Annotated in this window: 21 protein-coding genes and 1 pseudogene; 9 read left to right on the top strand and 13 right to left on the bottom strand. The window is 45.4% G+C overall.

The genetic code is table 11. The features are described 5' to 3' along the window. Positions 1 to 205 precede the first annotated feature (205 nt). The 6 genes from ACEW9J_RS11660 to priA form a co-directional block, all read right to left on the bottom strand. On the bottom strand, positions 206 to 886 hold the full coding sequence (locus tag ACEW9J_RS11660; protein WP_373545287.1) for a uracil-DNA glycosylase: 681 nt from the start codon (positions 884 to 886) through the stop codon (positions 206 to 208). 73 nt (positions 887 to 959) lie between these two features. After that, positions 960 to 1586: an aminodeoxychorismate/anthranilate synthase component II gene (locus ACEW9J_RS11655; RefSeq protein ID WP_373545286.1), complete on the bottom strand. Its 627-nt coding sequence runs from the start codon at positions 1584 to 1586 to the stop codon at positions 960 to 962. Between the two features lie 96 nt (positions 1587 to 1682). Beyond that, positions 1683 to 2156, bottom strand: a complete 474-nt coding sequence (locus ACEW9J_RS11650; protein ID WP_373545285.1) for a diacylglycerol kinase family protein — start codon at positions 2154 to 2156, stop codon at positions 1683 to 1685. 93 nt (positions 2157 to 2249) lie between these two features. After that, on the bottom strand, positions 2250 to 2717 hold the full coding sequence (gene ybeY, locus ACEW9J_RS11645; RefSeq protein WP_373545284.1) for an rRNA maturation RNase YbeY: 468 nt from the start codon (positions 2715 to 2717) through the stop codon (positions 2250 to 2252). A 118-nt stretch (positions 2718 to 2835) separates the two neighbouring features. Next, on the bottom strand, positions 2836 to 2994 hold the full coding sequence (locus ACEW9J_RS11640; protein ID WP_373545312.1) for a DUF3285 domain-containing protein: 159 nt from the start codon (positions 2992 to 2994) through the stop codon (positions 2836 to 2838). A 174-nt stretch (positions 2995 to 3168) separates the two neighbouring features. Further along, entirely contained in the window at positions 3169 to 5682 is a 2514-nt protein-coding gene (gene priA / locus ACEW9J_RS11635) for a primosomal protein N' (protein ID WP_373545283.1), read from the bottom strand. A gap of 123 nt (positions 5683 to 5805) precedes the next feature. Between priA and ACEW9J_RS11630 the strand changes: the two genes are divergently transcribed. Beyond that, on the top strand, positions 5806 to 6645 hold the full coding sequence (locus tag ACEW9J_RS11630; RefSeq protein WP_373545282.1) for an ADP-ribosylglycohydrolase family protein: 840 nt from the start codon (positions 5806 to 5808) through the stop codon (positions 6643 to 6645). 538 nt (positions 6646 to 7183) lie between these two features. On the opposite strand, the gene ACEW9J_RS11625 is transcribed toward ACEW9J_RS11630, so the two are convergent. Next, positions 7184 to 7750 (bottom strand): HNH endonuclease, encoded by a 567-nt coding sequence (locus ACEW9J_RS11625; RefSeq protein WP_373545281.1) that lies wholly within the window; start codon positions 7748 to 7750, stop codon positions 7184 to 7186. Positions 7751 to 7840: 90 nt separating this feature from the next. Beyond that, a complete protein-coding gene (locus ACEW9J_RS11620; RefSeq protein ID WP_373545280.1) occupies positions 7841 to 8035 on the bottom strand; it encodes a hypothetical protein in 195 nt (64 codons plus the stop codon). A gap of 212 nt (positions 8036 to 8247) precedes the next feature. Here ACEW9J_RS11620 and ACEW9J_RS11615 point away from each other — a divergent pair, with 212 nt between their 5' ends. The 8 genes from ACEW9J_RS11615 to ACEW9J_RS11580 all read left to right on the top strand — a co-directional run bounded on the left by ACEW9J_RS11615 (position 8248) and on the right by ACEW9J_RS11580 (position 17047). After that, complete coding sequence (locus ACEW9J_RS11615) at positions 8248 to 9333, top strand: CHAD domain-containing protein (RefSeq protein ID WP_373545279.1); 1086 nt, start codon at positions 8248 to 8250, stop codon at positions 9331 to 9333. Then, positions 9326 to 9733, top strand: coding sequence for a DUF1823 family protein (locus ACEW9J_RS11610; RefSeq protein WP_373545278.1), 408 nt, complete (start codon positions 9326 to 9328; stop codon positions 9731 to 9733). The genes ACEW9J_RS11615 and ACEW9J_RS11610 overlap by 8 nt, the downstream gene beginning before the upstream one ends. A 50-nt stretch (positions 9734 to 9783) precedes the next feature. Then, positions 9784 to 10980: a saccharopine dehydrogenase family protein gene (locus tag ACEW9J_RS11605; RefSeq protein ID WP_373545277.1), complete on the top strand. Its 1197-nt coding sequence runs from the start codon at positions 9784 to 9786 to the stop codon at positions 10978 to 10980. Positions 10981 to 11192: 212 nt separating this feature from the next. Continuing rightward, positions 11193 to 11939 (top strand): Uma2 family endonuclease, encoded by a 747-nt coding sequence (locus tag ACEW9J_RS11600; protein ID WP_373545276.1) that lies wholly within the window; start codon positions 11193 to 11195, stop codon positions 11937 to 11939. A gap of 34 nt (positions 11940 to 11973) precedes the next feature. Next, a complete protein-coding gene (gene nspC, locus ACEW9J_RS11595; protein ID WP_373545275.1) occupies positions 11974 to 13125 on the top strand; it encodes a carboxynorspermidine decarboxylase in 1152 nt (383 codons plus the stop codon). A gap of 183 nt (positions 13126 to 13308) precedes the next feature. Continuing rightward, complete coding sequence (locus ACEW9J_RS11590) at positions 13309 to 14091, top strand: TIGR00297 family protein (RefSeq protein WP_373545311.1); 783 nt, start codon at positions 13309 to 13311, stop codon at positions 14089 to 14091. A 182-nt stretch (positions 14092 to 14273) separates the two neighbouring features. After that, complete coding sequence (locus ACEW9J_RS11585; protein ID WP_373545274.1) at positions 14274 to 16034, top strand: DUF3352 domain-containing protein; 1761 nt, start codon at positions 14274 to 14276, stop codon at positions 16032 to 16034. Positions 16035 to 16327: 293 nt separating this feature from the next. Then, entirely contained in the window at positions 16328 to 17047 is a 720-nt protein-coding gene (locus ACEW9J_RS11580) for a PEP-CTERM sorting domain-containing protein (RefSeq protein WP_373545273.1), read from the top strand. 171 nt (positions 17048 to 17218) lie between these two features. Here ACEW9J_RS11580 and ACEW9J_RS11575 read toward each other — a convergent pair whose 3' ends face one another. The 5 genes and pseudogenes from ACEW9J_RS11575 to ACEW9J_RS11555 all read right to left on the bottom strand — a co-directional run. Continuing rightward, positions 17219 to 19090 carry a PAS domain S-box protein gene (locus tag ACEW9J_RS11575; protein WP_373545272.1) on the bottom strand — a complete coding sequence of 624 codons (1872 nt, stop codon included), beginning with the start codon at positions 19088 to 19090 and terminating at the stop codon, positions 17219 to 17221. After that, positions 19062 to 20204: an efflux RND transporter permease subunit gene (locus ACEW9J_RS11570; protein ID WP_373545271.1), complete on the bottom strand. Its 1143-nt coding sequence runs from the start codon at positions 20202 to 20204 to the stop codon at positions 19062 to 19064. Before ACEW9J_RS11570 ends, ACEW9J_RS11575 begins: the two co-directional genes overlap by 29 nt. Before the next feature lie 43 nt (positions 20205 to 20247). Next, positions 20248 to 20655, bottom strand: coding sequence for a hypothetical protein (locus ACEW9J_RS11565; RefSeq protein WP_373545270.1), 408 nt, complete (start codon positions 20653 to 20655; stop codon positions 20248 to 20250). Next, positions 20630 to 20929: a hypothetical protein gene (locus ACEW9J_RS11560; RefSeq protein ID WP_373545269.1), complete on the bottom strand. Its 300-nt coding sequence runs from the start codon at positions 20927 to 20929 to the stop codon at positions 20630 to 20632. Before ACEW9J_RS11560 ends, ACEW9J_RS11565 begins: the two co-directional genes overlap by 26 nt. A 235-nt stretch (positions 20930 to 21164) precedes the next feature. Next, positions 21165 to 21299 (bottom strand): annotated as a pseudogene (locus ACEW9J_RS11555) (IS630 family transposase); the annotation flags it as partial.

Genomic DNA, 21299 nt, shown 5'->3' with positions numbered 1-21299 from the left:
ACTTCTTCATTGTAGTGAGTTCGATCGATCTACTAGGATCGGTATTTACGATATGGCTGCTAAGTATTTCCGAAATTATTAAACAGTTGACAGTTGACAGCGAGGTTTTGAGGATGGGGATTTAGATAGTAGACATCGCGTAGGATGAACATCGCCCACCAGCTAGGGTTTAGGCAATCTCCATCTAACAAATATTTACATCTAGCTAATTATCTGGGAGTTGCCAGTCAATCGTGGATTTACCACTAGCAGTTAAAGCTGCATTAATCGCCGAAAAAGGCTTACTCCCAAAAAAGCCATTGCGGGCAGAAAGTGGCGAAGGGTGCGCCGATTGAATCACTGTATGTCGGGTGGTATCGATTAATTTCAGCTTCTTTTGGGCGTATGCGCCCCAGAATACAAAGATCGCTGGCTTTGATTTTTGGTTGATTTTACCAATCACCGCATCTGTAAACTTTTCCCAGCCTTTATCTTTGTGAGAATTTGGCGTATGTGCTTGGACAGTTAGCACCGCATTTAACATCAAAATTCCTTGTTTAGCCCAAGGTACCAGGTATCCATGATTAGGGATTTTGAATCCGACATCATCCCTGAGTTCTTTATAGATATTTACCAGTGATGGTGGTGTCTTGATACCTGGATTGACTGAGAAACATAAGCCATGCGCTTGTCTATTGTCATGATAAGGATCTTGTCCGAGCAATAAGACGTTGACATTTTCATAAGGTGTCAATTCAAAAGCCGAAAAGACATCTGCTGCGGCTGGGAAGATAGTTTGAGTTTGTCTTGCGGCGATGAGAAAATCTTGGAGCTGTTGAAAGTAGGGTTTGTCAAACTCTGGGGCAAGTACTTTTTGCCAAGAACTAGAAAGTGAGGAGATTGACATGCTGATTGAATAGTTGACAGTTGACATCACAGTACGGAACAGCGATTTCAATCGCTGTTCCGTACTGTGATGTTTAGATAGTGGTGCTAGTTGTTAGGTTGCCCACTTTAGATTTAATTGATGTCAAAAAATTCCTCAGTAACTGTTTGCCGGAATTAGTCAAAATACTTTCAGGATGAAACTGTACCCCTTCAATATGGGGATAATCCCGATGACGAACGCCCATAATCGTGCCATCTTCCACCCAGGCATTAATTTCGAGACAGTCTGGACAGGTGGCTAGATCGATGACTAAACTATGATAGCGAGTAGCTGTAAATGGATTGTCTAAGCCTGTAAATACACCAGTACCATCATGATAGATTTCCGAAGTTTTACCGTGCATCAAAATCGGTGCAGCGATGACATCGCCCCCAAAAACTTGACCGATACTTTGATGTCCCAGGCACACGCCCAATATTGGATACTCTGTACCCAATTGGCTGATAATTTCCAGCGTAATCCCCGCATCTTCTGGACGACCTGGGCCAGGTGAGATCAAGATTCCGTCGGGATTTAGACTTATAATCTCTGAGATGGTGATGCGGTCATTCCGATAAATGCGAATATCTTCAGCAATGGCTAGTTCCTGCCCGAGTTCGCCTAAATATTGAACGAGATTGTATGTGAAGCTGTCGTAATTATCTATAACTAAAATCATGCGTTACACTAGTCCAACCTTACTCAGTGTAACAGGATCGCCGATCGATTCAAAATTAAATATTAATTAGGTAGCTAGAATTACAACCCATCCCCATTAATGAGCAAATAGCAATAAAACTAGTTTAGGTGTAACCAGACAAAAACCTACTAGTACAGAGGCGAAAGCCGAAATTAGCACAGCACCAGCAGCACAATCCTTGGCAATCTTGGCGAGTTCGTGGTAAGTTTGCCCCACAGTGAGATCGACAACAGACTCGATCGCAGTGTTTAATAGTTCCAGGGTCAAAACTAGACCGCTAGTAATGCAAATCACCGCCATCTCCACTCCAGTCAATTGTAAAAGAGCACCGATGGTAATTGCCAATGTACCCATCACGCAGTGAATCCGAAAGTTTCGTTGAGTGTGAAAGGCATACGTTACACCCGCCGCAGCATATTTAAAACTTACACCAATACTAGTGGCTACTCGCCAAGCTTTAATCCGGTTTTGGTGTGAAGAAGTAGATATTTTGCTATTCATATCTGGTTCAATTTGATTATTTAACGATTCGTCCAGTTTAATCTGCATAGACGGTTACTCCCAGAGGGAAAATGATGATTTATTGGTCAGATGAGTCACACAGATAGCTTAAAAGTCTCATTTCCCATTGAGGAATAAGATCTATAGACCGCTACGCGTGAGGAAAGTTTCCTGCTGTTGTAACATTATCAGCAAACTTGGTTCATCGGGGTGATCCCATCCCAACAGGTGTAGTAGTCCATGACTAGCCAACCAAGCCAATTCCTTTCTCAAAGCATACCCATGTTCGGGGGCTTGTCTAACAGCAGTATCAACAGAAATAATAATGTCACCGAGATACAGGGCATCGGCTGCGTCCTCTGGCTGTGGAAAATCGACTTCCATTGCGGCAAAAGATAAGACATCGGTTGGTCGATCTTTTTGGCGAAACTGCGAGTTTAAAGCTTGGATTTCGACATCGGTAGTGAGGCGGAGACTCAACTCATAACTATCGGCTGGTGGTAAGTCTAATCCTGGTGTCTGCAACCAGTTCTGAAACCAACTCACCCAGGTAGTTTCGTCGATGGTACTGGGCTGATAAAGATCTTGGACGATTAATTCTAGATTCATCTACTTCTTTCCCAGTGTCAAATTAGACATCTAGCGTAGGGGGTGAATGGTGGATGGTGGATGGTGAATGGTGGATGGTGGATGGTGATGTGGTTAAAAGCCAATCATCAATAGCTACTTATCTGGTCAGATATGCTAGTCCGACAAATAGTGTCAACAAGCCAATCGCACTCAGAGCGAAGTGCTGGAGTGACTTACCACCCTTTTTGACCATGTTTCGCATCGCGTATTTAACGAATTTGGATTTGAGTTCTTCTGGTGTGGGCGGGGCTTCCATCACCTTAGTCGGTTTGGTAATAGTTTCATCCCTGGGTGCGGCGATGACCGCAGTGGCTTCGGCGATATTTTTATCTGTGGGTGTATCACTCATCATGGCGATCGCTACAATAATTTAGGTTGAGTTTATTTAACTCGATCTTACAGCATCAGTTCTTTGCTTTTTGTAACAAATTTACAAAAAATTCTGAGGATCGACATCAATTGTCATTTTGACCACATTGGAACATCTAGTTCTGAGCAATTCCCAATCAGGTAAGGTTGCAGTACCATTGGCTAGATATTTGAGCATAATTTGCCAACGGTAGCGATTACTGACTCGCATCACTGTCGCTGGTGCGGGGCCTAATACTTCATAGTGCCCACTAATTGCCGCATCATTGAGAGCTACGCCAATTTCAGTCACAGTTTGTTCGACTGCGGCGGCATCCAGGCTACTAAACCTCAGCAAAATTAGTTTGCCATAGGGCGGATAGTCTAGCACCTGACGCTCGGGCAACTCGGCATTAATAAATGCGGCGTAATCATGCTTGGTAACAGCGGCGAGGACAGGATGTTCTGGATTATAAGTTTGAATAATGACCTTTCCCGCTTCATCCCCGCGTCCAGATCTCCCCGCGACTTGGGTGAGGGTTTGAAATGTCCGTTCGGCGGCGCGATAATCCGAGAGGTGCAATAAACCATCAGCAGCAATTACCCCCACTAGGGTGACTTGTGGTAAGTCCAATCCTTTAGTGAGCATTTGAGTACCGACGAGTAAATCAGCTTCGCCACGGACGAATGCGGTCAAAATCTGGCGATGTGCGCCTTTGGTACGAGTAGTATCGCTATCAAACCGCAGACATTTGAGCTGGGGAAACTCTCGGTCTAATTCTTCCACAATTTTTTGGGTACCACTGCCAAAGAATTTGAAATAGGCTGAGTCGCACTCAGGACACTTGCGGGGCTGGGGTTGACAATGGTTGCAGTAGTGACAGCGTAACTGGGCGTGTTCGGCGGCTCCAGGCTGATGATAGGCGAGGGAAACGTCACAGTTGGGACACTCACACACATAGCCACAACTCCGACAGGAGACGAAGGTGCTATGTCCGCGTCGATGGATAAATAGGATCCCCTGTTGTTTGTTTGCCTGCATTTGCCGCAATGCTTGGGCGAGTGGACGACTAAAGATGCTGCGGTTTCCCTGCTGCAATTCCTGTCGCATATCGACGATTTCTACTGGCGGTAGGGGACGAGATTGGACTCGTGTGGGGAGGGAAAGATAGTAGGTAGATGGTTGATTTGTGGTGACATTTACCCAAGTTTCTAATGATGGAGTAGCCGAACCGAGAATCAAGGGACAGGATTCTAATTGGGCGCGCCATTTGGCAATATCTCTCGTCTGATAGGTGGGGGCTGGTTGATCTTGTTTGAAACTAGAGTCGTGTTCTTCATCTAAGATGATAAGTCCTAAATTAGGTAATGGCGCAAAAATTGCCGATCGAGTACCGATGATAATTTGACTGGTTGGGGTCAACATTTGTCGCCAAGTATCATAACGTTCGCCATCGCTGAGGGCACTATGATAAACACAGACTTTATCCCCAAATCTCGATCGAAATCTATCTGTTAATTGTGGTGTTAAACCAATTTCGGGAACTAGCACTAATACCGATCGAGATTGTGATAGGATTTGCTCGATCGCTTGGAGATAAACTTCAGTTTTCCCCGAACCCGTCACGCCGTGTAATAGCACTTGGGCAAATCCTGAGAGCTGATTAATCGTCTCTAATGCCACAGCTTGATCGCTGGTAAGTACCTTCGCTTGTTCTTGTTGGAATATGCCCAGTTCTTGCTCGGAGCGAAGTTTCTCTTTATTAACGATCGCAATATAACCTTTGTCGGCAATAGTTTTTAAGATTGCCGAACTTTTGGTATCGATTAGTTTTAATAAGTCCGACTGCCATAATTCGCCATGATGCTGTTTTAAGATTTCGACTACTTTTCTTTGTCGATCGTTTAAATCGCTGTCTACTAACTCAGATGTTAAAATTACAGCTTTTTGTAATTTGGGATGTTGAGTTTTTCCTGATTCCAAATAAGATTCAACTAGTTTGCGATCGAGTAATTCTCTCAACCCCCTTCTTGCCTGAGGCACCTGCTTTTGGATATGCTGCCAACTATAATTTCTGGCGGGATGTGAATTTAACAAATCGAGAATTTGTTTAGCAATATGGCTGAGGAAAATACCTGAGCTTGAATCGTCTATCGAGTCTGACTCAGAGATACACGCCCGAATTCGTCGCTGCGATCGAGTCAACAATCCAGGCGGCAAAGCAACTTTAATGACTTGAATTAATGGTGTATAATAGTAGTCAGCAATCTGGGTTAGCCACTGCCAATAATTAGCTTTAAATAAGCCAGATGCCACCACATCATCGATATCTTTGATTTTATCGATCGATAGACCATCTGGCAATCGATCGACAAATCTAATCGCAATTCCGCCAACTATTTGCCCACCTAATGGCACACTGAGAATATCACCCGCCCGAATACTCAGTCGTTCCGGTACGTTATATGTAAATAAAGCTTGAGTACCTGGGCAATCTACCAATACTTCTACCAGCCCATGTGCCTTTGTACCGATAGCGTACCCTGTAATCGGTTCGGATACCATACTCGGAGTAGACAGATCGGGATTCCACATTGGATTAGATGTTATGTGTTGGGTATTAGAGATGAGGTATTATAAAATTATTAGACCACGATCGCTCGTTGTTTTAGATATACTTGAAAATTTTAATAAATTTTAAATCAAACCCGATCGCCGATGAAACACTTATTACTAACTAGGCTTCAAGGTGCATTAATTGGTGCAAATACTATCTATATCGATCGGCAACAGATCTCACCAAATCAACTACTGTTAGATACTAATCTAGCATTAATGGACGGGATGAGTAGCTTAACTCGTCATGGTAAATATAAGCCGCAAGATTGGACGGAAAATATTTTTACAGATATTCCCAATCCAGAACGAGCGATGGTCGCAATGCTACCACTCATGTTATTTTTTCATGACGATCGAGTCAAACTTCGCGAAATTTTAGTCAACGTCAGCCATAGTTGGCACCTAGACTGGGAAACCTGCTCTAGCGCAGTTGCCATCGGATATATTATATCTCGATCGCTAACGGAATCTCTCCACCCTAATACGCTCGTCGCCCAACTCCTAGATGAGATTGCCAATCTCCATCCACGCATATTTCAAGAACTTAGCACGATCGAGCGATCTGGCGATCGCACTAGCTTACATCAAGTCGCCCAGAGATTAGCGATCGACTCACACCCGATTATCACCCCAACAGTCCTCGCGATTTACTGCTTTCTATCCACTCCCGAAGACTTTAGTTTAGCCACTCGTCGCGCTTACCATTCACAGTCCCAATCCCAACTTACCTGTGCTTTGACAGGCATCCTCGCAGGTGCTCATAATAGTCTGATGGGCATTCCGCTCAACGGTTACATTGCGACTCAGCACAAGGAGCAGTGGCTATCAGCGGCAGAAAGCCTGTTAGCTGCCTGGGCAGGAGTCTATCATGAATTACCATCGACTAATTCCGCTCCCTTGGCTGTAGCATCACCCAGAGTCATCCAGCGACGAGATTAGTCAAACTTATTTCTACCCACTTCCCAGTGACAAATTAGACATTTGGGGTAGGGGTAAATGGTGGATAGTGGATGGTGAATGGCGAAAAGTGCTGTCTTGGGCTTTGCCCAAGTGAAGCACCTTTTCAAGACAGGCGGACTTTGCAACCTGAGGAGCGGTTTCTAACCGCTTGGGTTAATAACTTCCAACTAAAATCTAAAATGGAGCGGACGCCGCACCACGCTTCACACCAGCCATCCATACGCAGCGACTCGCGCACGCCTTTGTTCCCCGACGGTTTAGCGGCGTTTTTATTCGGGGGGAACCCCCGAATAAAAAAACGAGAAGACAGCGAGTCAAGATAGGAGAGTTTGAGAGGCGGCGTCCCGCCTCTCAACGGGGGGTCCGGGGGTCGGAACCCCCAGATCCAGGTTCTGGCTACACTAAGAAAATCGCCACCCACGAGTTCTATTCGCCTACCGCTTGGCTGAGTACCAGCACTCAACTAAGATCCTCATCATTTACCGCTTGGCATATCACCAACACTTAACTAAAACCCTCACACGCTACTTTCGCGACTTTGCCAAAACTGCTCCGCAAAAGCTACCGTCGGGTGCATCGGAGCCTTAGGCTTCGTCTTGAGCACCATCGCTGTCTCATTGAGATACTTATCCCCCTTCTTGTGATTGCACGTCTCACAGGCAATCGTGACATTATCCCAGGTGTGGGTACCACCTTTGGAACGGGGAATGACGTGATCGATCGTTAATTGCTTGGCACTCCCACAGTACTGACAACGGTGTCCGTCCCGCCTAAGCAGCTCGCGGCGACTGACACTCGGTAGTTTCCACAGTCGTTCGGCGGTGGTTGTTTTTAAGCGAATGTGGTGGGGAACTTCGATCGCGACTGAAGGCGATCGCAAGATCCACACGAGTTTGGTATCCTGGAGATCTAGCGGCTCGGCTCTACCACTAATCAGCAGGGTAATGGCACGTCGGATATTAATCCGCGCCATCGGTAAATAGTTGGTCGAAAATACGACGACAGAGTTATTTAGTACAGATGGAATTGCCGCTCTGAGATCGAGCGATTTACTGTCTGAGATCCCGATTGTGGCAGGTTTCATAGTTTTGAGCCTCCTAACAAACAACCCCCGTTGTCTACGGAAGACAAGCGGGGGTTACAAGAAGATGTAAATTGTTTTCTTGTTATATCTTCAACTGACCAACATCCGTAGTGGTGCTGTAACAGTTGCTGTCCCGCAATGGTAAAATAGTAATAGATGCAGCGATTGGATATCCGTCTCTTCAAAATTATCTCGATTGGCATCCTCTAGCCGCCACAAACTGCTCTGACTGCGCTCTTGGGCAGTAGAATAATTTGGTTTAAGTGATGTAAGAAGATTCAACACAAATTGCAACAGGGAGGGATCGAGCTTGTTAAATAATAATATGTATCTTTGCTAGAAACGGCAGAGCGTTCGAGCCGAGAAAAAGTTACTAGTTTATTTTGCTAAGATTGAAAGAGTCGAGATTTTTTAATAATACCGTAAATTTTATCAAGATGTCCAGTCTGGAGATTTTTCAAGCTAGAACTTGGCATCTGTAGTATGTAGCGATTGAAATGTATGCTATTGTGTGTAAAGATTGTCACATACTTAGCGGAAATGACGATGGGACAATTAGACTCGAAGTAAATATAGCTCCTCTTCACACTATGGGAACGACGATCGTGGATCGAGATTTGACGCTGTTGCAGCAAGCCGATCATCAGCCAGTGACATTGGCTGACTATATCTATCCAGCTATCCAAAAACAATATGTCACGATCCTCACACTCGAAGCCGATGTGCTGGCTGATGACGATCTAGAAGCAGTACATCAGATGCGAGTCAGTTTACGCAGATTGCGATCGCAGATTCAAGCATTTGGCTCGATTTTGGATATCCCCAGAGTTATGGGCGACAAACCGATCGGCAAAATTGCTAGAATATTAGGCAAAGTTCGCGATCTAGATGTCTTGCAAGATCATTTCAAAACTTATCGAGTAGATCTGCCAGATGCCGAGCAAATATATCTAGAAAAGGTCGCTGCAACAATTGCCAAACGCCGCCGTAAGGATATTTTGAAAGTTAAGTTGATGCTCGAAGAACGGGATTATCAATATTTTAAACTGGGGCTGAATAATTGGCTGAATAACCCTCAGTATATGCCCACGGCTCAAGTAGAAATTGGGTCTATCTTACCAGATCTATTATTAACAGTAGTAGGGCAAGTCTTTCTCAATCCTGGGTGGTGGTTCGATTTAGATCTAGGCTTAGAGCCAGAATTGGCAGTTACTCAGATGTTGGCGATCCACGGCGAGACATTACACAGTCTTCGCAAACAAGTTAAAGCGATCCGCTACTTGATGGAAATGTTTCCCGATCGATATCCACCTCGATATCGTGAGTATCTCAAAGATTTCAAACAAATTCATCAACTATTTGGGAATATTCAAGATAACATAGTACTAGATGAATTTATTCGTAAGGCTTTGGGTAAGCGCGCCGCAACTAAGTTACCCACACTGTACGATCGCATGGCTCGGAGTAATTATCTAAATTGGCAAACTTGGCAACCAATCCAGCATCGATATCGGCAATCGTCAACCAAGCGAGAATTGCAATTATTACTAATTCAAGATATCATCCATAATTTAGATGGATAGTGACAATAGCTCGATCGATTACGCAAGTTTAGAGTGGTTGGAATTACCACCGCTAGATCCTGATACGATCTGGGCGATTATTAATGAATCAATTAGCGATCTGCAAGTAAATCAAATCCTCTGGCACTATTTGGGCTATCGCTACAATCGGGTAGAAAATACCTGGGATCTCAGTCAAGTGGATCTAGATTGGCAAGAGGCTTATGCCACACCACCAGATTTTATCGCAAGTCGCCCAGCAACAGTAAAACTCACTCGATCGATTCAGCCCGAGCATAAGCAACTACTCAAGCAACAACTCGGTTTTAAGGGTTATAAAATTGGTGAATTTGGCCCCCGTCAAACCAGACGAGCGACGGCGGCGAGTTGGTTGTTAGCCTACATCGCTAGCAGGGTATAGTAACTTTGGACGGTTTGAATCACACAGTCACTTTATTCAGGAAAGACAATATGGCACGGGTAATGATCGTGGGTGCAGGTGGAGTCGGAAATGTTGTCGCACACAAGTGCGCTGCACAAGCCGAATTTACAGATATTTTACTGGCAAGTCGGAGCGTCGATAAATGCGATAAAATTGCGGCAGCGATCGGATCGCCAAAAGTCACGACAGCTTCATTAGATGCTGATGTGGCAGCAAATACAGTCAAACTGATAACAGAGTTTCGCCCTGACATCTTGATCAATGTCGCACTCCCCTATCAGGATTTGGCTTTGATGGATGCTTGTCTGGAAACTGGTATTCACTATCTAGATACTGCTAACTATGAGCCAATCGATGTCGCCAAATTTGAATACAGTTGGCAATGGAAATATCAAGATCGGTTTAAAGCAGCCGGATTGACAGCAATTCTCGGCTGTGGTTTCGATCCTGGCGTAACGGGCGTATTTAGTGCTTACGCGCTGAAACATTACTTTGATGAAATCCACTATCTAGATATTATCGATTGCAATGACGGCAATCATGGTAAGTCATTCGCCACCAACTTCAATCCAGAAATTAATATCCGCGAAATCACTCAAGTCGGGCGATATTTTGAAAACGGTGAGTGGGTAGAAGTACCAGCATTGTCGATTCACCGCCCAATTCCTTATCCTGAAATCGGCGATCGCGAGTCATATCTGCTTTATCATGAAGAACTAGAATCCCTAGTCAAAAACATTCCCACCCTCAAACGAGCGCGGTTTTGGATGACATTCTCAGAGAATTATATTACTCACCTGAAAGTATTAGAAAATATTGGCATGACTCGGATCGACCCGATCGATTATGAAGGTCAACAAATTGTACCATTGAAGTTCCTCAAAGCTCTACTACCAGAACCTGCTTCGCTGGCTACAAATTATACCGGACAAACATCGATCGGTTGTCATATTAGTGGGATCAAAGATGGTGTAGAGCGGACATATTATGTCTACAATAACTGTCAACATGCCGCAGCATACGAAGAAGTAGGATCGCAGGGAATTTCTTATACAACTGGCGTACCTGCTGTAGTTGGTGCGCTGATGGTAGTAAATGGAAATTGGCAAAAGCCTGGGGTATTTAATGTCGAAGAATGCGATCCAGATCCTTTTATGAAGCTACTAGGTTCTCTGGGTTTACCTTGGCATGAAGTCATCGATGGAGTATCGCCATTCGAGCATTAAACAGTTGATAGTTGACAGTTGACAGTTTGCACTGTCGGCGAAGCCGTTGGCGTTAGCCTCACCAAAGGCACAGTGTTGACAGTTGCAAGCATTGTTGTTAGTGTTCCGTTTTAAATCTCCCTAATAACAACTATCGCACCCAGACAGCAGAAAGCTCTAAACCCCTGCTGTTTGGGTAACAACTTGAGTTTAGATAGCATAAGAGGAAAGTTATGACATCAGTAATTCTGGATTCCACCGCTAATAGAGCCACCCAAACCGAAATCTTTTACCCAAGTTCCGACGGAGAACCCTTGGCTGAATCTTACGACCATCTCTATGTCATCATGACCACTCTGGCGATGCTCCTAGCTCACCTCAGAGGTCAACAAGCGACAGTCTTAGCCGACCAATTTTTATACTATGCTCAGGGATTCCCGCGCTTGAGAGTCGCGCCTGATGTGATGGTAATCTTTAACGTGGAGCCAGGTGGACGCGATAACTACAAGATTTGGGAAGAAGCTCAAGTGCCCTCCGTCATATTTGAAATGACATCTCCAGGTACTCGCAGTAGAGATGATGTCGAAAAAAAACATCTGTATGAGAGCCTTGGGGTGGCTGAATATTGGCAATTCGATCCACGCGGCGAATGGATTCCCGAAAAGCTACGTGGATATCGGCTTCAAGGAGATAAGGAACCAGTTTATGTCCAGATTACTACCGATCGCAGTGATGTATTACAGCTCCGTTTAGTTGCTGAAGATAAAATCATTGCTTTTTATCGGTTAGATAACGGTGCGAAATTGCTGCCTTTAGCAGAATTAAATATCGCTTTAGAGCAACAGATCGCCCAAACGGAAGCAGCATCCCAACGGGCCGATGCAGCATCCCAACGTGCTGATGCAGAATCCCAAAGAACGCGAGAGCTAGAAGCACAGATCGCAGAATATCGACAGCAATTGGGCTTACCTCCCAATTAGAAGAATTTAATCATCCGCCAATTCTTGAGTAAACATGACCCAAACTAACGACCTCACAAATATTCCATCGCCTTGTTTTGTATTAGAAGAGCAACTGCTCGATCGAAATTTAGCAATATTCGATCGAGTCCAAACAGCGGCTCCAATTCGGATTATGCTGGCACTCAAAGGGTTTGCACTCTTTCATGCCTTCCCGCAGATTCGGACTACCCTCAAGGGTGCCTCAGCCAGCTCTCTGTGGGAAGCACGACTCGCCGCCGAGGAATTTGGCACCGAGGTACACATCTATTCGCCAGCCTATCGTGCTGAAGATATCGGCGAGATTCTCACCTATGCCTCGCACATGACGTTTAATTCGATCGGTCAATGGGAGCAATTTCGTGCCCAGGTTGAAGGCTCTGCGCCCCACAGACCCTCGATCGGACTCCGCATCAATCCAGAGTACTCACCAGTCGAAAACCCGCTCTACAATTCCTGTCAACCATCGACACGGTTGGGGGTATCCGCAGTACACCTCGGCGATACTTTACCAGCCGGAATCGATGGTTTCTTGTCGCACAATCTCTGTGAGAGCGACTCATTTGCACTGGAAAAAACTCTCGCCAATATCGAAACATTGTTTGGGCGGTTTTTACCACAGCTCAAGTGGCTAAATTTGGGCGGTGGTCATTTAATGACGCGTACAGATTATGATGTGAATCATGCGATCGAGGTGTTAAACGCGTTTCACACTCGTCATCCCCACATTCAACTCCTGATGGAACCAGGTTCGGCAATTGTTTGGCAAACAGGGTTTTTGATGGCGACTGTGTTGGATCTAATTTCTACCGACGAGCTGACAAATGTGATGTTAGACGTATCATTTACAGCGCATATGCCCGACTGTCTGGAAATGCCCTACAAGCCAGCGATTCGCGACGCACACGAACCGCAAGCGGGAAAAACAGTCTATCGGATGGGTGGCTCTAGTTGTCTAGCTGGCGACTTTTTGGGTGACTATAGTTTCGAGCGGGAATTGGCGATCGGCGATCGGCTGCTGTTTGAAGATATGATGCACTATACAATGGTCAAAACTTCGATGTTTAATGGCGTGGTGCATCCCTCGATCGGGGCACTCGATAAAGATGGTAAATTTAAGCTATGGCGAGAGTTTTCCTATCAAGACTATCGATCGAAGTTAGGGTAATAGTTGATAGTCGATCGAATACTGTAGGGTGTGTTATCCCGAAGGGTAACGCACCAGAGCCAATGTAAATCTCACGAATCATTTAGTTGATCTAGGGTGTGTTCGGCTGCTGCATTAGCATCAGTTTGGTTGTTATCTAAAACCAATACTTCCCAGAGATAGTCAAAGAATATCGATCGAATGATGTTAAATATATTGCAAGATGGGCTGACTCTAAGTGCGAACCATCCGTGGCTAGTAGCGATCGGCTTAAACTCGATTTTACTAGCGATCGCGACAATTATCCCCAAGAAACTATTAACCCCAGCCGGAGCGATTAACGCTTGGGGATTGGGAGTAGTTGTCTGGGGGACTTTAGGTTGGCGCGGCTATGGAGTAGTGATGTTTTACTTCCTCGTCGGCTCGGCGGTAACTCGAATTGGCATGGTGCAAAAAGAAGCTGAGGGAATCGCTGAAAAACGGGGTGGTGCTAGAGGACCCGAAAATGTTTGGGGTTCGGCTTTTGCGGCGACTGTCTGTGCGATTGGTGTCGCGGCGATTAGGTTAGGGTGGCTCGATCCTGGCTGGGAATCACTATTATTATTAGGCTATGTGGCGAGTTTTAGTACTAAATTGGCGGATACAACTGCTAGCGAAGTTGGTAAAGCTTATGGTAAACGGACATTTTTGATTACGACATTTCAACCAGTGCCCAGAGGTACTGAAGGTGCCGTTAGTTTGGAAGGTACACTTGCAGGTATTGTTGGGGGAGTACTGATTTGTTTAGTTGCTTATAGCTTGGGGATGATTACGCTGAGTGGAGTAATTATTTGCACGATCGCCGCTTTTATTGCTACAAATCTAGAAAGTGTAATTGGTGCTACCCTACAGTCTAATATTGATTGGTTGAGCAATGAACTTGTAAATGTTATCAATACCATCATTGGCGCAGTAGTAGCGATCGCGATCGCGATTTGGTGGCATTAAATTAATTGATAATTGATAATTGATAATTGACAGCGATTCGTTAAACCATCCGCTTTGCCGAGGATTTAGCGAATCGAGACTAAGTTACGACAGGAATTTAAACTCCCGATCTTCATTAATTTCTAATATATATTCTCATTTCTTACCTAAACCCTAACTCCCAATTTGCGATGCCAAATAAAATGCCTAATCCAAAGTCAAAGTTAGATACTAAGACAATAAAATATCGCCGCCGACAGGTTTTGGTTGGTACTGGAGTAGCGATGACAGTTGGGCTGATGGCGATCGGGATTGGGAAGCTCTTACCAGGGAGTAGTAAACTAGATACGAGTAATGGGGTAAATTTACTACCTCCAGATACTTTATTATCCGTCTCAATTTCCACCGAGCCAGAGCGATGGCAGAAATTCACCGAGTTTGGTATTCCCACCAGTCGGGCTGTATTTGAAAAACAGTTAACCAAATTTCAAACTGACTTTTTGACGAGTTATGGTTATGACTATCGACGAGATATTCAACCTTGGATTGGTAAGCAAATCTTAATCGGCTATCTCAATAATCCAAGTGCGACTCCCAGTAAATCGGCACAGCCAAAAGTTCCGACTCAACAGACAATTGCGATCTTACCAATCGCCGATCGAGGTGCCGCCCAAAAAGTCGCCCAACAACACCAAACCCCGATCGATGCCAATTTAGTCGAAACTAATTACAAAGGGATTGCCATTAGAGAATTCAGGCGGAAAGCGGGGACAATGGCGATCGCGATCCTCGACAATTTTATGGCGATCGCGACCGATCGATCGGCACTACAACGAGTCATCGATACCCAACAAAACGGCAAATCGCTACTCACCGTACCAGGATATACCAAAGCTCTCACCGAGATTGAGATCGATCGTCCCTTTGCTCGAATATATGCAAATATTCCCGTGGCTACTGCTGTGGCTGCGGCAAATTCACCGCAAACGTTAGCAGCAGATAAATTAGCCACAGCCCAGATTCAGCAGGGAATTGCCGCCAATGCCACTCTAGAAACAGAGGGAATTGCGTGGAAAGGGATCTCTTGGCTCAAACCCACCACCAAGCAGAAACTAGTAGTCGAAAATCAAGGTCAAAACTTCGCGGCTAATCTCCCTGCTAATACCCTCGTCATGCTCTCTGGCGGTAACTTACAGCGATTGTGGCAAGATTATGTTCGCAGTGCTGACACCAACCCGCTAGCACCCTTTCAACCTCAAGATCTGGCTAAAAATCTCACTAGTCTGACTGGGCTGGAATTAGAATCAGAAATCCTCAACTGGAGTAAAGGTGCATTTGGGGCGGCGATGATTCCCAAACCCGATAAGATCGATACAGAATTTGGGGCGGGACTAGTCATGCTCCAACAATCTAACGATCGATCCGCCGCAGACAAAGCCTTTGCCAAACTAGATACTACAATGAGCCAAAAGCAAGCATTTAAGATCGCCCAAACAAAATTAGGTGGTAACGATGTCATAAATTGGACATCGCCGCTAAGTGGTACGGCGGCTACTCATGGCTGGCTTGATGGTAATCTAGCTTTCTTGACATTGGGGGCACCTGTAGCGAGTACTTTTATCCCCCAACCCCAGCAGCGGCTATCAGATACACCGCTATTTCAACAATCGACTCGATCGAGTTTAACTCCCCACAACGGTCAATTTTTCATCGATATCGATCGAACCATTAATGCTGGAAATTTACCACTACCCTATCTATCCCCAGAAGTTACCGCTGGGTTCAAAGCCGTCAGCAGTTTGGGTATTACCAGTGCGATCCTGGATGAATCCAGCAATCGATTCGATCTATTCGTCGCCCTCAAAAAAGTCCCTGGAGTAGCCAAACTACCGATCGTACCGTCCAAAATGAAGCCAGCACCCAGTCTCAACAGACCATCAAAATCGATTCCTACCGCGCCTTAGCACCTTTTGAATCCTGTTTTATTTACTCCCTCCCCCACTAGAAACCCTAGATCTCTAATTTGATACTGGGATGAGAAGACGATCGCGATCGATTTATTCGATCGTGGTAATAAGTGATGAAATTTGGGCACTTTAGTATTAAGGCAATTGACTACTTCAGCTTCGCTCAATCCTCAGCTTCGATTCAGCCAAATGGCTGTATCTTGTTGGAACGTTTTCGCCCAAACTACTAGGGCACGACACTACAGCCCAAGTAGTATTGCTACTTTTTACTTAAAATAAGGAAACCCATCGTGAAATTAACATCTTTGTCATTAGTTACAGGTATTGCAATAAGTGGGATTGTCGCTAGTGGATCTTTCACTCCAGCTCAAGCGGTCGGTATGCTACTTACTACTCAAACTGGATACACTGGGCCAGCTCTAGATCTAGATGAGTACGCTACGGGCGAGAACAACTACACCAATGGTCCTTTAGCAATTCCTGGTGGGATTACTTTTACCTCAACTGCCCCTTTTGGTTCAACGCTCGGACAAAACAGTGCCGAAGCTGAGTTTTATGAATTGCGTAGCAATGGTATCATCGGCAGAACGCCTGTATTCGCTGGACTTGACTCGCCAACTGGCGAACTGGTATTCAGCTTCGACACACCAGTTCGGCAGTTTGGGGCATTCTTAAATTATGCTCCTGGCACTAGTACCGATCCAACTATCAGCACCTATGACAGCTCAGGTGGTTTTCTAACGGCCTTTAACTTAAGGACGGATGGGGGATCGATTTCTACTCCTAATGGAAACAATCGATTTTTATTTCGCGGTATTGCTGAAGAATCTGCTGTCATCTCTAGCTTTAGGCTCAGTGGTAGTTTCATTGTAGCCGCAGGTCGCGAATACGCACCAGATCTCACAGTAGATCCCACAGCAGTTCCCGAACCTTTTACCATCATCGGGACGATCGTCGGCGGTAGCGCAGCACTGCGGATGAGAAAAAAACTCAAATCCACCAAAGTCTAAGCACAGCCATTTTCATCCAGCTCGGAGATCCGATCTGATGAAACTCGCTCTTACCTGAAGCTACTTCAATCTACGACGATTGTACAGACACTGTATCTAGATACGGTGTCTTTCCAGTTTGAAGGTATAGCATATATACACTGACGTTAATTACACTTCTCAAACAGCTGCTCAGATCGGCCAAGTAAAATAGAAAGTTGTGCCCCGTGCGCCGATCGGATCTGCCGAATCGAGCTGGGACTCTAACCAAATCGTACCGCCTTGAGCTTCGACGATTTTTTTGACAATTGCCAACCCGACCCCCGTACTGTCCGAGCGATTTTGAGGGTTTACTGCTTGGAAGATCCTAAACACGCGTTCGCGATCCTTTGGGGCGATCCCTGGGCCGTTATCAGACACCGCAAATTCGTAGAAATTTCCGGCTACTCGACTGGAAATTTGGATCGAGCCATCCTGACGATCGTGATGTTTGATACCATTACCGATTAAGTTGGCAAACACTTGGGACAATAATAATCGCTTGGTGGGGAAATTTGGTAAGTTAGGAGCAACCTCGATCGTAAATGTCGGCGGTGGTGCGATCGAAGCGATGACTTCAGCTAGTAGTTGAGATAGGACTACTGGCTCGATCGATACGTCCATTTGTCCGGTACGGGCATAGTCGAGCAGTCCATCGATAGTGGCTCCCATCCCTTGGACTCGACTGCGTAATAGTGCCATTTGCTGTTGACTATAAGCCGAAAGTGTGCCTTGGAAGTCTTCTTCGATCCACTCGGATAGATTTGAAACTGCACGTAGGGGAGCTTTGAGATCGTGGGAGACGATATGTACAAAGGAATCTAGATCTTGGTTGCGCTGTTCTAGAATAGCTTGAGCCTGTTTGCGCTCGGTGATGACTTCCGAAAAAATCACGATCCCGCCAATTTCATCGGGGTTGGCGTACCAAGGACAAATTTCCCAGTGCAGCCAATCGATCGAGCCATCCGCACGCGGAAATGGATCTTCTTGGCGGGATTCGATCGCTCCGGCTAGACAGCGACGGTGCGTTTCTTGCCAATGCACTGATAGATCGGGACAGACATCGTAGTACGATCGACCGATAATAGCTCGATCTGTCAGCTCGTAGCTGTCGATCCAGCGATCGCTAGCCAGGAGAAAGCGCATTTGGAGATCGAACATCGCGACTCCTGCGGGTGTATGTTTGACAAATAGCTGCAATTGTAATTCACGTTGCAGTAGCTTCGCTTCTGCTTGTTTGCGTTCGGTAATATCATGCCCAGCTGCATACCATGAATTGCGCTCGGTATAGGGCATCGTACTCCACAACAGCCAGGGATACGAGCCATCTTTGCAGCGATAGCGACTTTCATAACTAATTCCGATATCGCCTGCACTCAACCCTGTAGTACTAGCGATCGTCGCCTGTCGATCGTCAGGATGAACAAAGTTCAGCACAGGTTGGCTCATTAGTTCGGCATTAGTAAAGCCCAAAATTTTCTCCCAAGCTGGATTGAGCCGAGTGAAATAGCCTTCAAAATTACCAATTGCCAGCAGATCGATCGACAAATTGAAAAAGCGATCGCGTACAGATTCCCCTAACCGCGATTCACTCCGATCTAATTGCCGCTGCAAGCAGGCACGATCGTTGGCAGAGCCTCTCCCCTGGAGAATCGCACTACGCATTACTGACTGCAATAGTTTTGGCGTAAAGTTACTTTTGACTAAATAATCTTGGGCACCCAGTTTCATCGCTTGCACCGCGATCCGTTCGTTACCATGCCCCGTCATCATCACCACAGGTGGCATCCCAACATCACTTTGGGCATACAGCCGCTCCAAAAATGCCAGCCCATCGGCATCAGGTAGAGCATAATCTAGCAAAATTGCATCGATCGATTTTGTATTGCATAGTTCCAGCCCCTCCGCCACTGATTCCGCTTCCAACAGATCGTAAGCACAACTCAAATCATCGAGTAGGCATTGTCGATATACTTCTCGATTTGCTGGCAAGTCCTCAACAATCAGCAGTGTGAATGATCGCATTCTTGGCAGCCAATCCGATTAGCGTTACCAAACCCACTTGGCAATAGATATCATCTACCACCTTTGGGAACAGACTATCCGCCATAAAGATATTCGATCGAATCCAAATCGCCGTCATCGCGCCCAAGATCGCCAGCGGTACAGTGAGCAAGATAATCAGCGGGTCGGTATAGCTCTCATACTGCGCCGCCAATACCAGAAAGACGATGACGATCGCGATCCCAAAAATCAGCCCTGTGGCACCGCCAGAAGCCTTCTCCTGGAGATAAGTCCCCGTCCACTCATACCCAAATCCTTGCGGTAAGGTTGCTGTGGCTACTTCCTCCATCGCCTTAATTGCTTGTCCCGAACTGGCACCAGGAGCTGGATTACCTTGCACTTTGATCGATCGATACAGGTTATAGTGCGAAATCGTTTTCGGCCCCACAAGTGGCGTAATCGTCACTAGACTGCTCAACGGAATCAGTGTCCCAGTCGTGCCAGTTGTCGCTGCTGCCCCAGGGACACCCCGCGAACGCACGTATAGTTTCCCGATATCGTCAGGATTGGCGCGAAACTTGCCATCAGCTTGGAGGTAGACGCGGTACTGGCGTTGTCCCTGCAAAAAGTCGTTGACATATTGCGAACCCAAATAAGCCTGTAGAGTAGTGAAGATTTGATTGACATCGACATTGAGAGCTTTAGCTTGGTTGCGATTGACTTGGATGTCAAATTGTGGCGTATTGGCAGTGAACTGAGTAAAGACGCGTTGCAGTTCTGGACGTTTATTGGCAGCAGCAATAAATTTTTGGGCATTTTCGACCAAAGTTTCGATCGGTGCCGTCCCCGTCCGATCTTGGATCGGGAACTTAAACCCGCCTGTCGCACTCAGTCCGCGCACAGGTGGTGCATTCACCGCCAGCACTCTGGCTTCAGTGATGCCCGATAGTTTTTTGTTGAGATTCTTCAGCAAACCATAGACAGACTGAGTTTCTAGTGTTCGCTCTTTCCAAGATTTGAGACTGACAAAACCCAGCCCCACATTGGAAGCACCACCATCAAATCCAAACCCCGTAATCAAAAATGTCGCTTGAACTTCGGGAATCACGGTGACTTCTTTGGCTACCCGATCCATAATTGCTGCGGTATATTGCAGTGCTATCGGGGCGACAAGCCACCTATAACGCTGATAAGATAAGTCTCATAGCTCTCAATCCTTGTTGATAATTAGGTAGTTTGTGTGGGGACAAAGACATTAATTCAACAACAACCTGCCAATTACTAGACATTGACTCGACCCATGATTCACCCCAGAGTCCAATATAGAAAGTGCTATGTCTAGCATATTTTCTGTGACTTTCTGTTTTCCTGCCTAGATATTCTTGAACTTGCTTTGATTTGATATCTATCCCTTGAATGATACTTTTAAAATAGGCTAGTGACAGTAAAATTAATAACTTACTCAATCGATCGCTTGTTAAATTAGTCTTTTCTAAGTTATATCCTCCGCCCTTAAAGTCTCTAAACATCTCTTCAATTCCAAATCTCTTCGCATAAGCATCAACTGCTGCTTGTAGATCTGCCAAGCTTGTCAGAATATACCAAGGCTATGCGTGTAGTAACATTTCGATATTTCCCCAGCCATTTACCTGCTAGATTAAATCCCTCAATGGGTGCCGTTTTTCTAATTGTTACCTCTTGATTGAAAAAGCTATTTCCTGGATCTAATCCTAGCATTTTTAGTTCAGTCCATAACTCTATTGCTATGTATATAACCTCATTCTGTTTGACACTGCCTTTAATCCAACCAATCGCCAGTGACAACCAAATATTATCTAAATCCCATTCATCATCGGACAAAAATCTCTGAACTTTTTTCTTCTACTTTCAAATTTAATGGGCATTGCTAGCTTTGTTGCTATGCTTTCTAATGTGATTTCCTTAATTGATTGCACTACTTGAATCAACAAAATTGTCAATAAGTAATTAGAGCGTGTGAGTTTTTCTGACAAATGAGCATGATATGATTCTGGTAACATTTAATTGTTTTTTGGGTAAGAAGCACATCGATCCCTATCTTTTTTCAGGCTATACTTTACATGGTCATAATCTGAGCTTTGTCGAAATGCTGAAAGCGGAGTGTCAACAAGGAATCAAGCTCTTTTTTATGTTCCAGATGAGCATCATTCAAACATCCAGAGATAGCTGATGAGAATTGAGTAAAATCTTC

The sequence above is a fragment of the Chamaesiphon sp. genome (assembly GCF_041737865.1).
Classification (GTDB): Bacteria; Cyanobacteriota; Cyanobacteriia; order Cyanobacteriales; family Chamaesiphonaceae; genus Chamaesiphon.
Note: the sequence above shows the minus strand (reverse complement) of the source record. Positions and strands in the feature narration are given on the sequence as shown.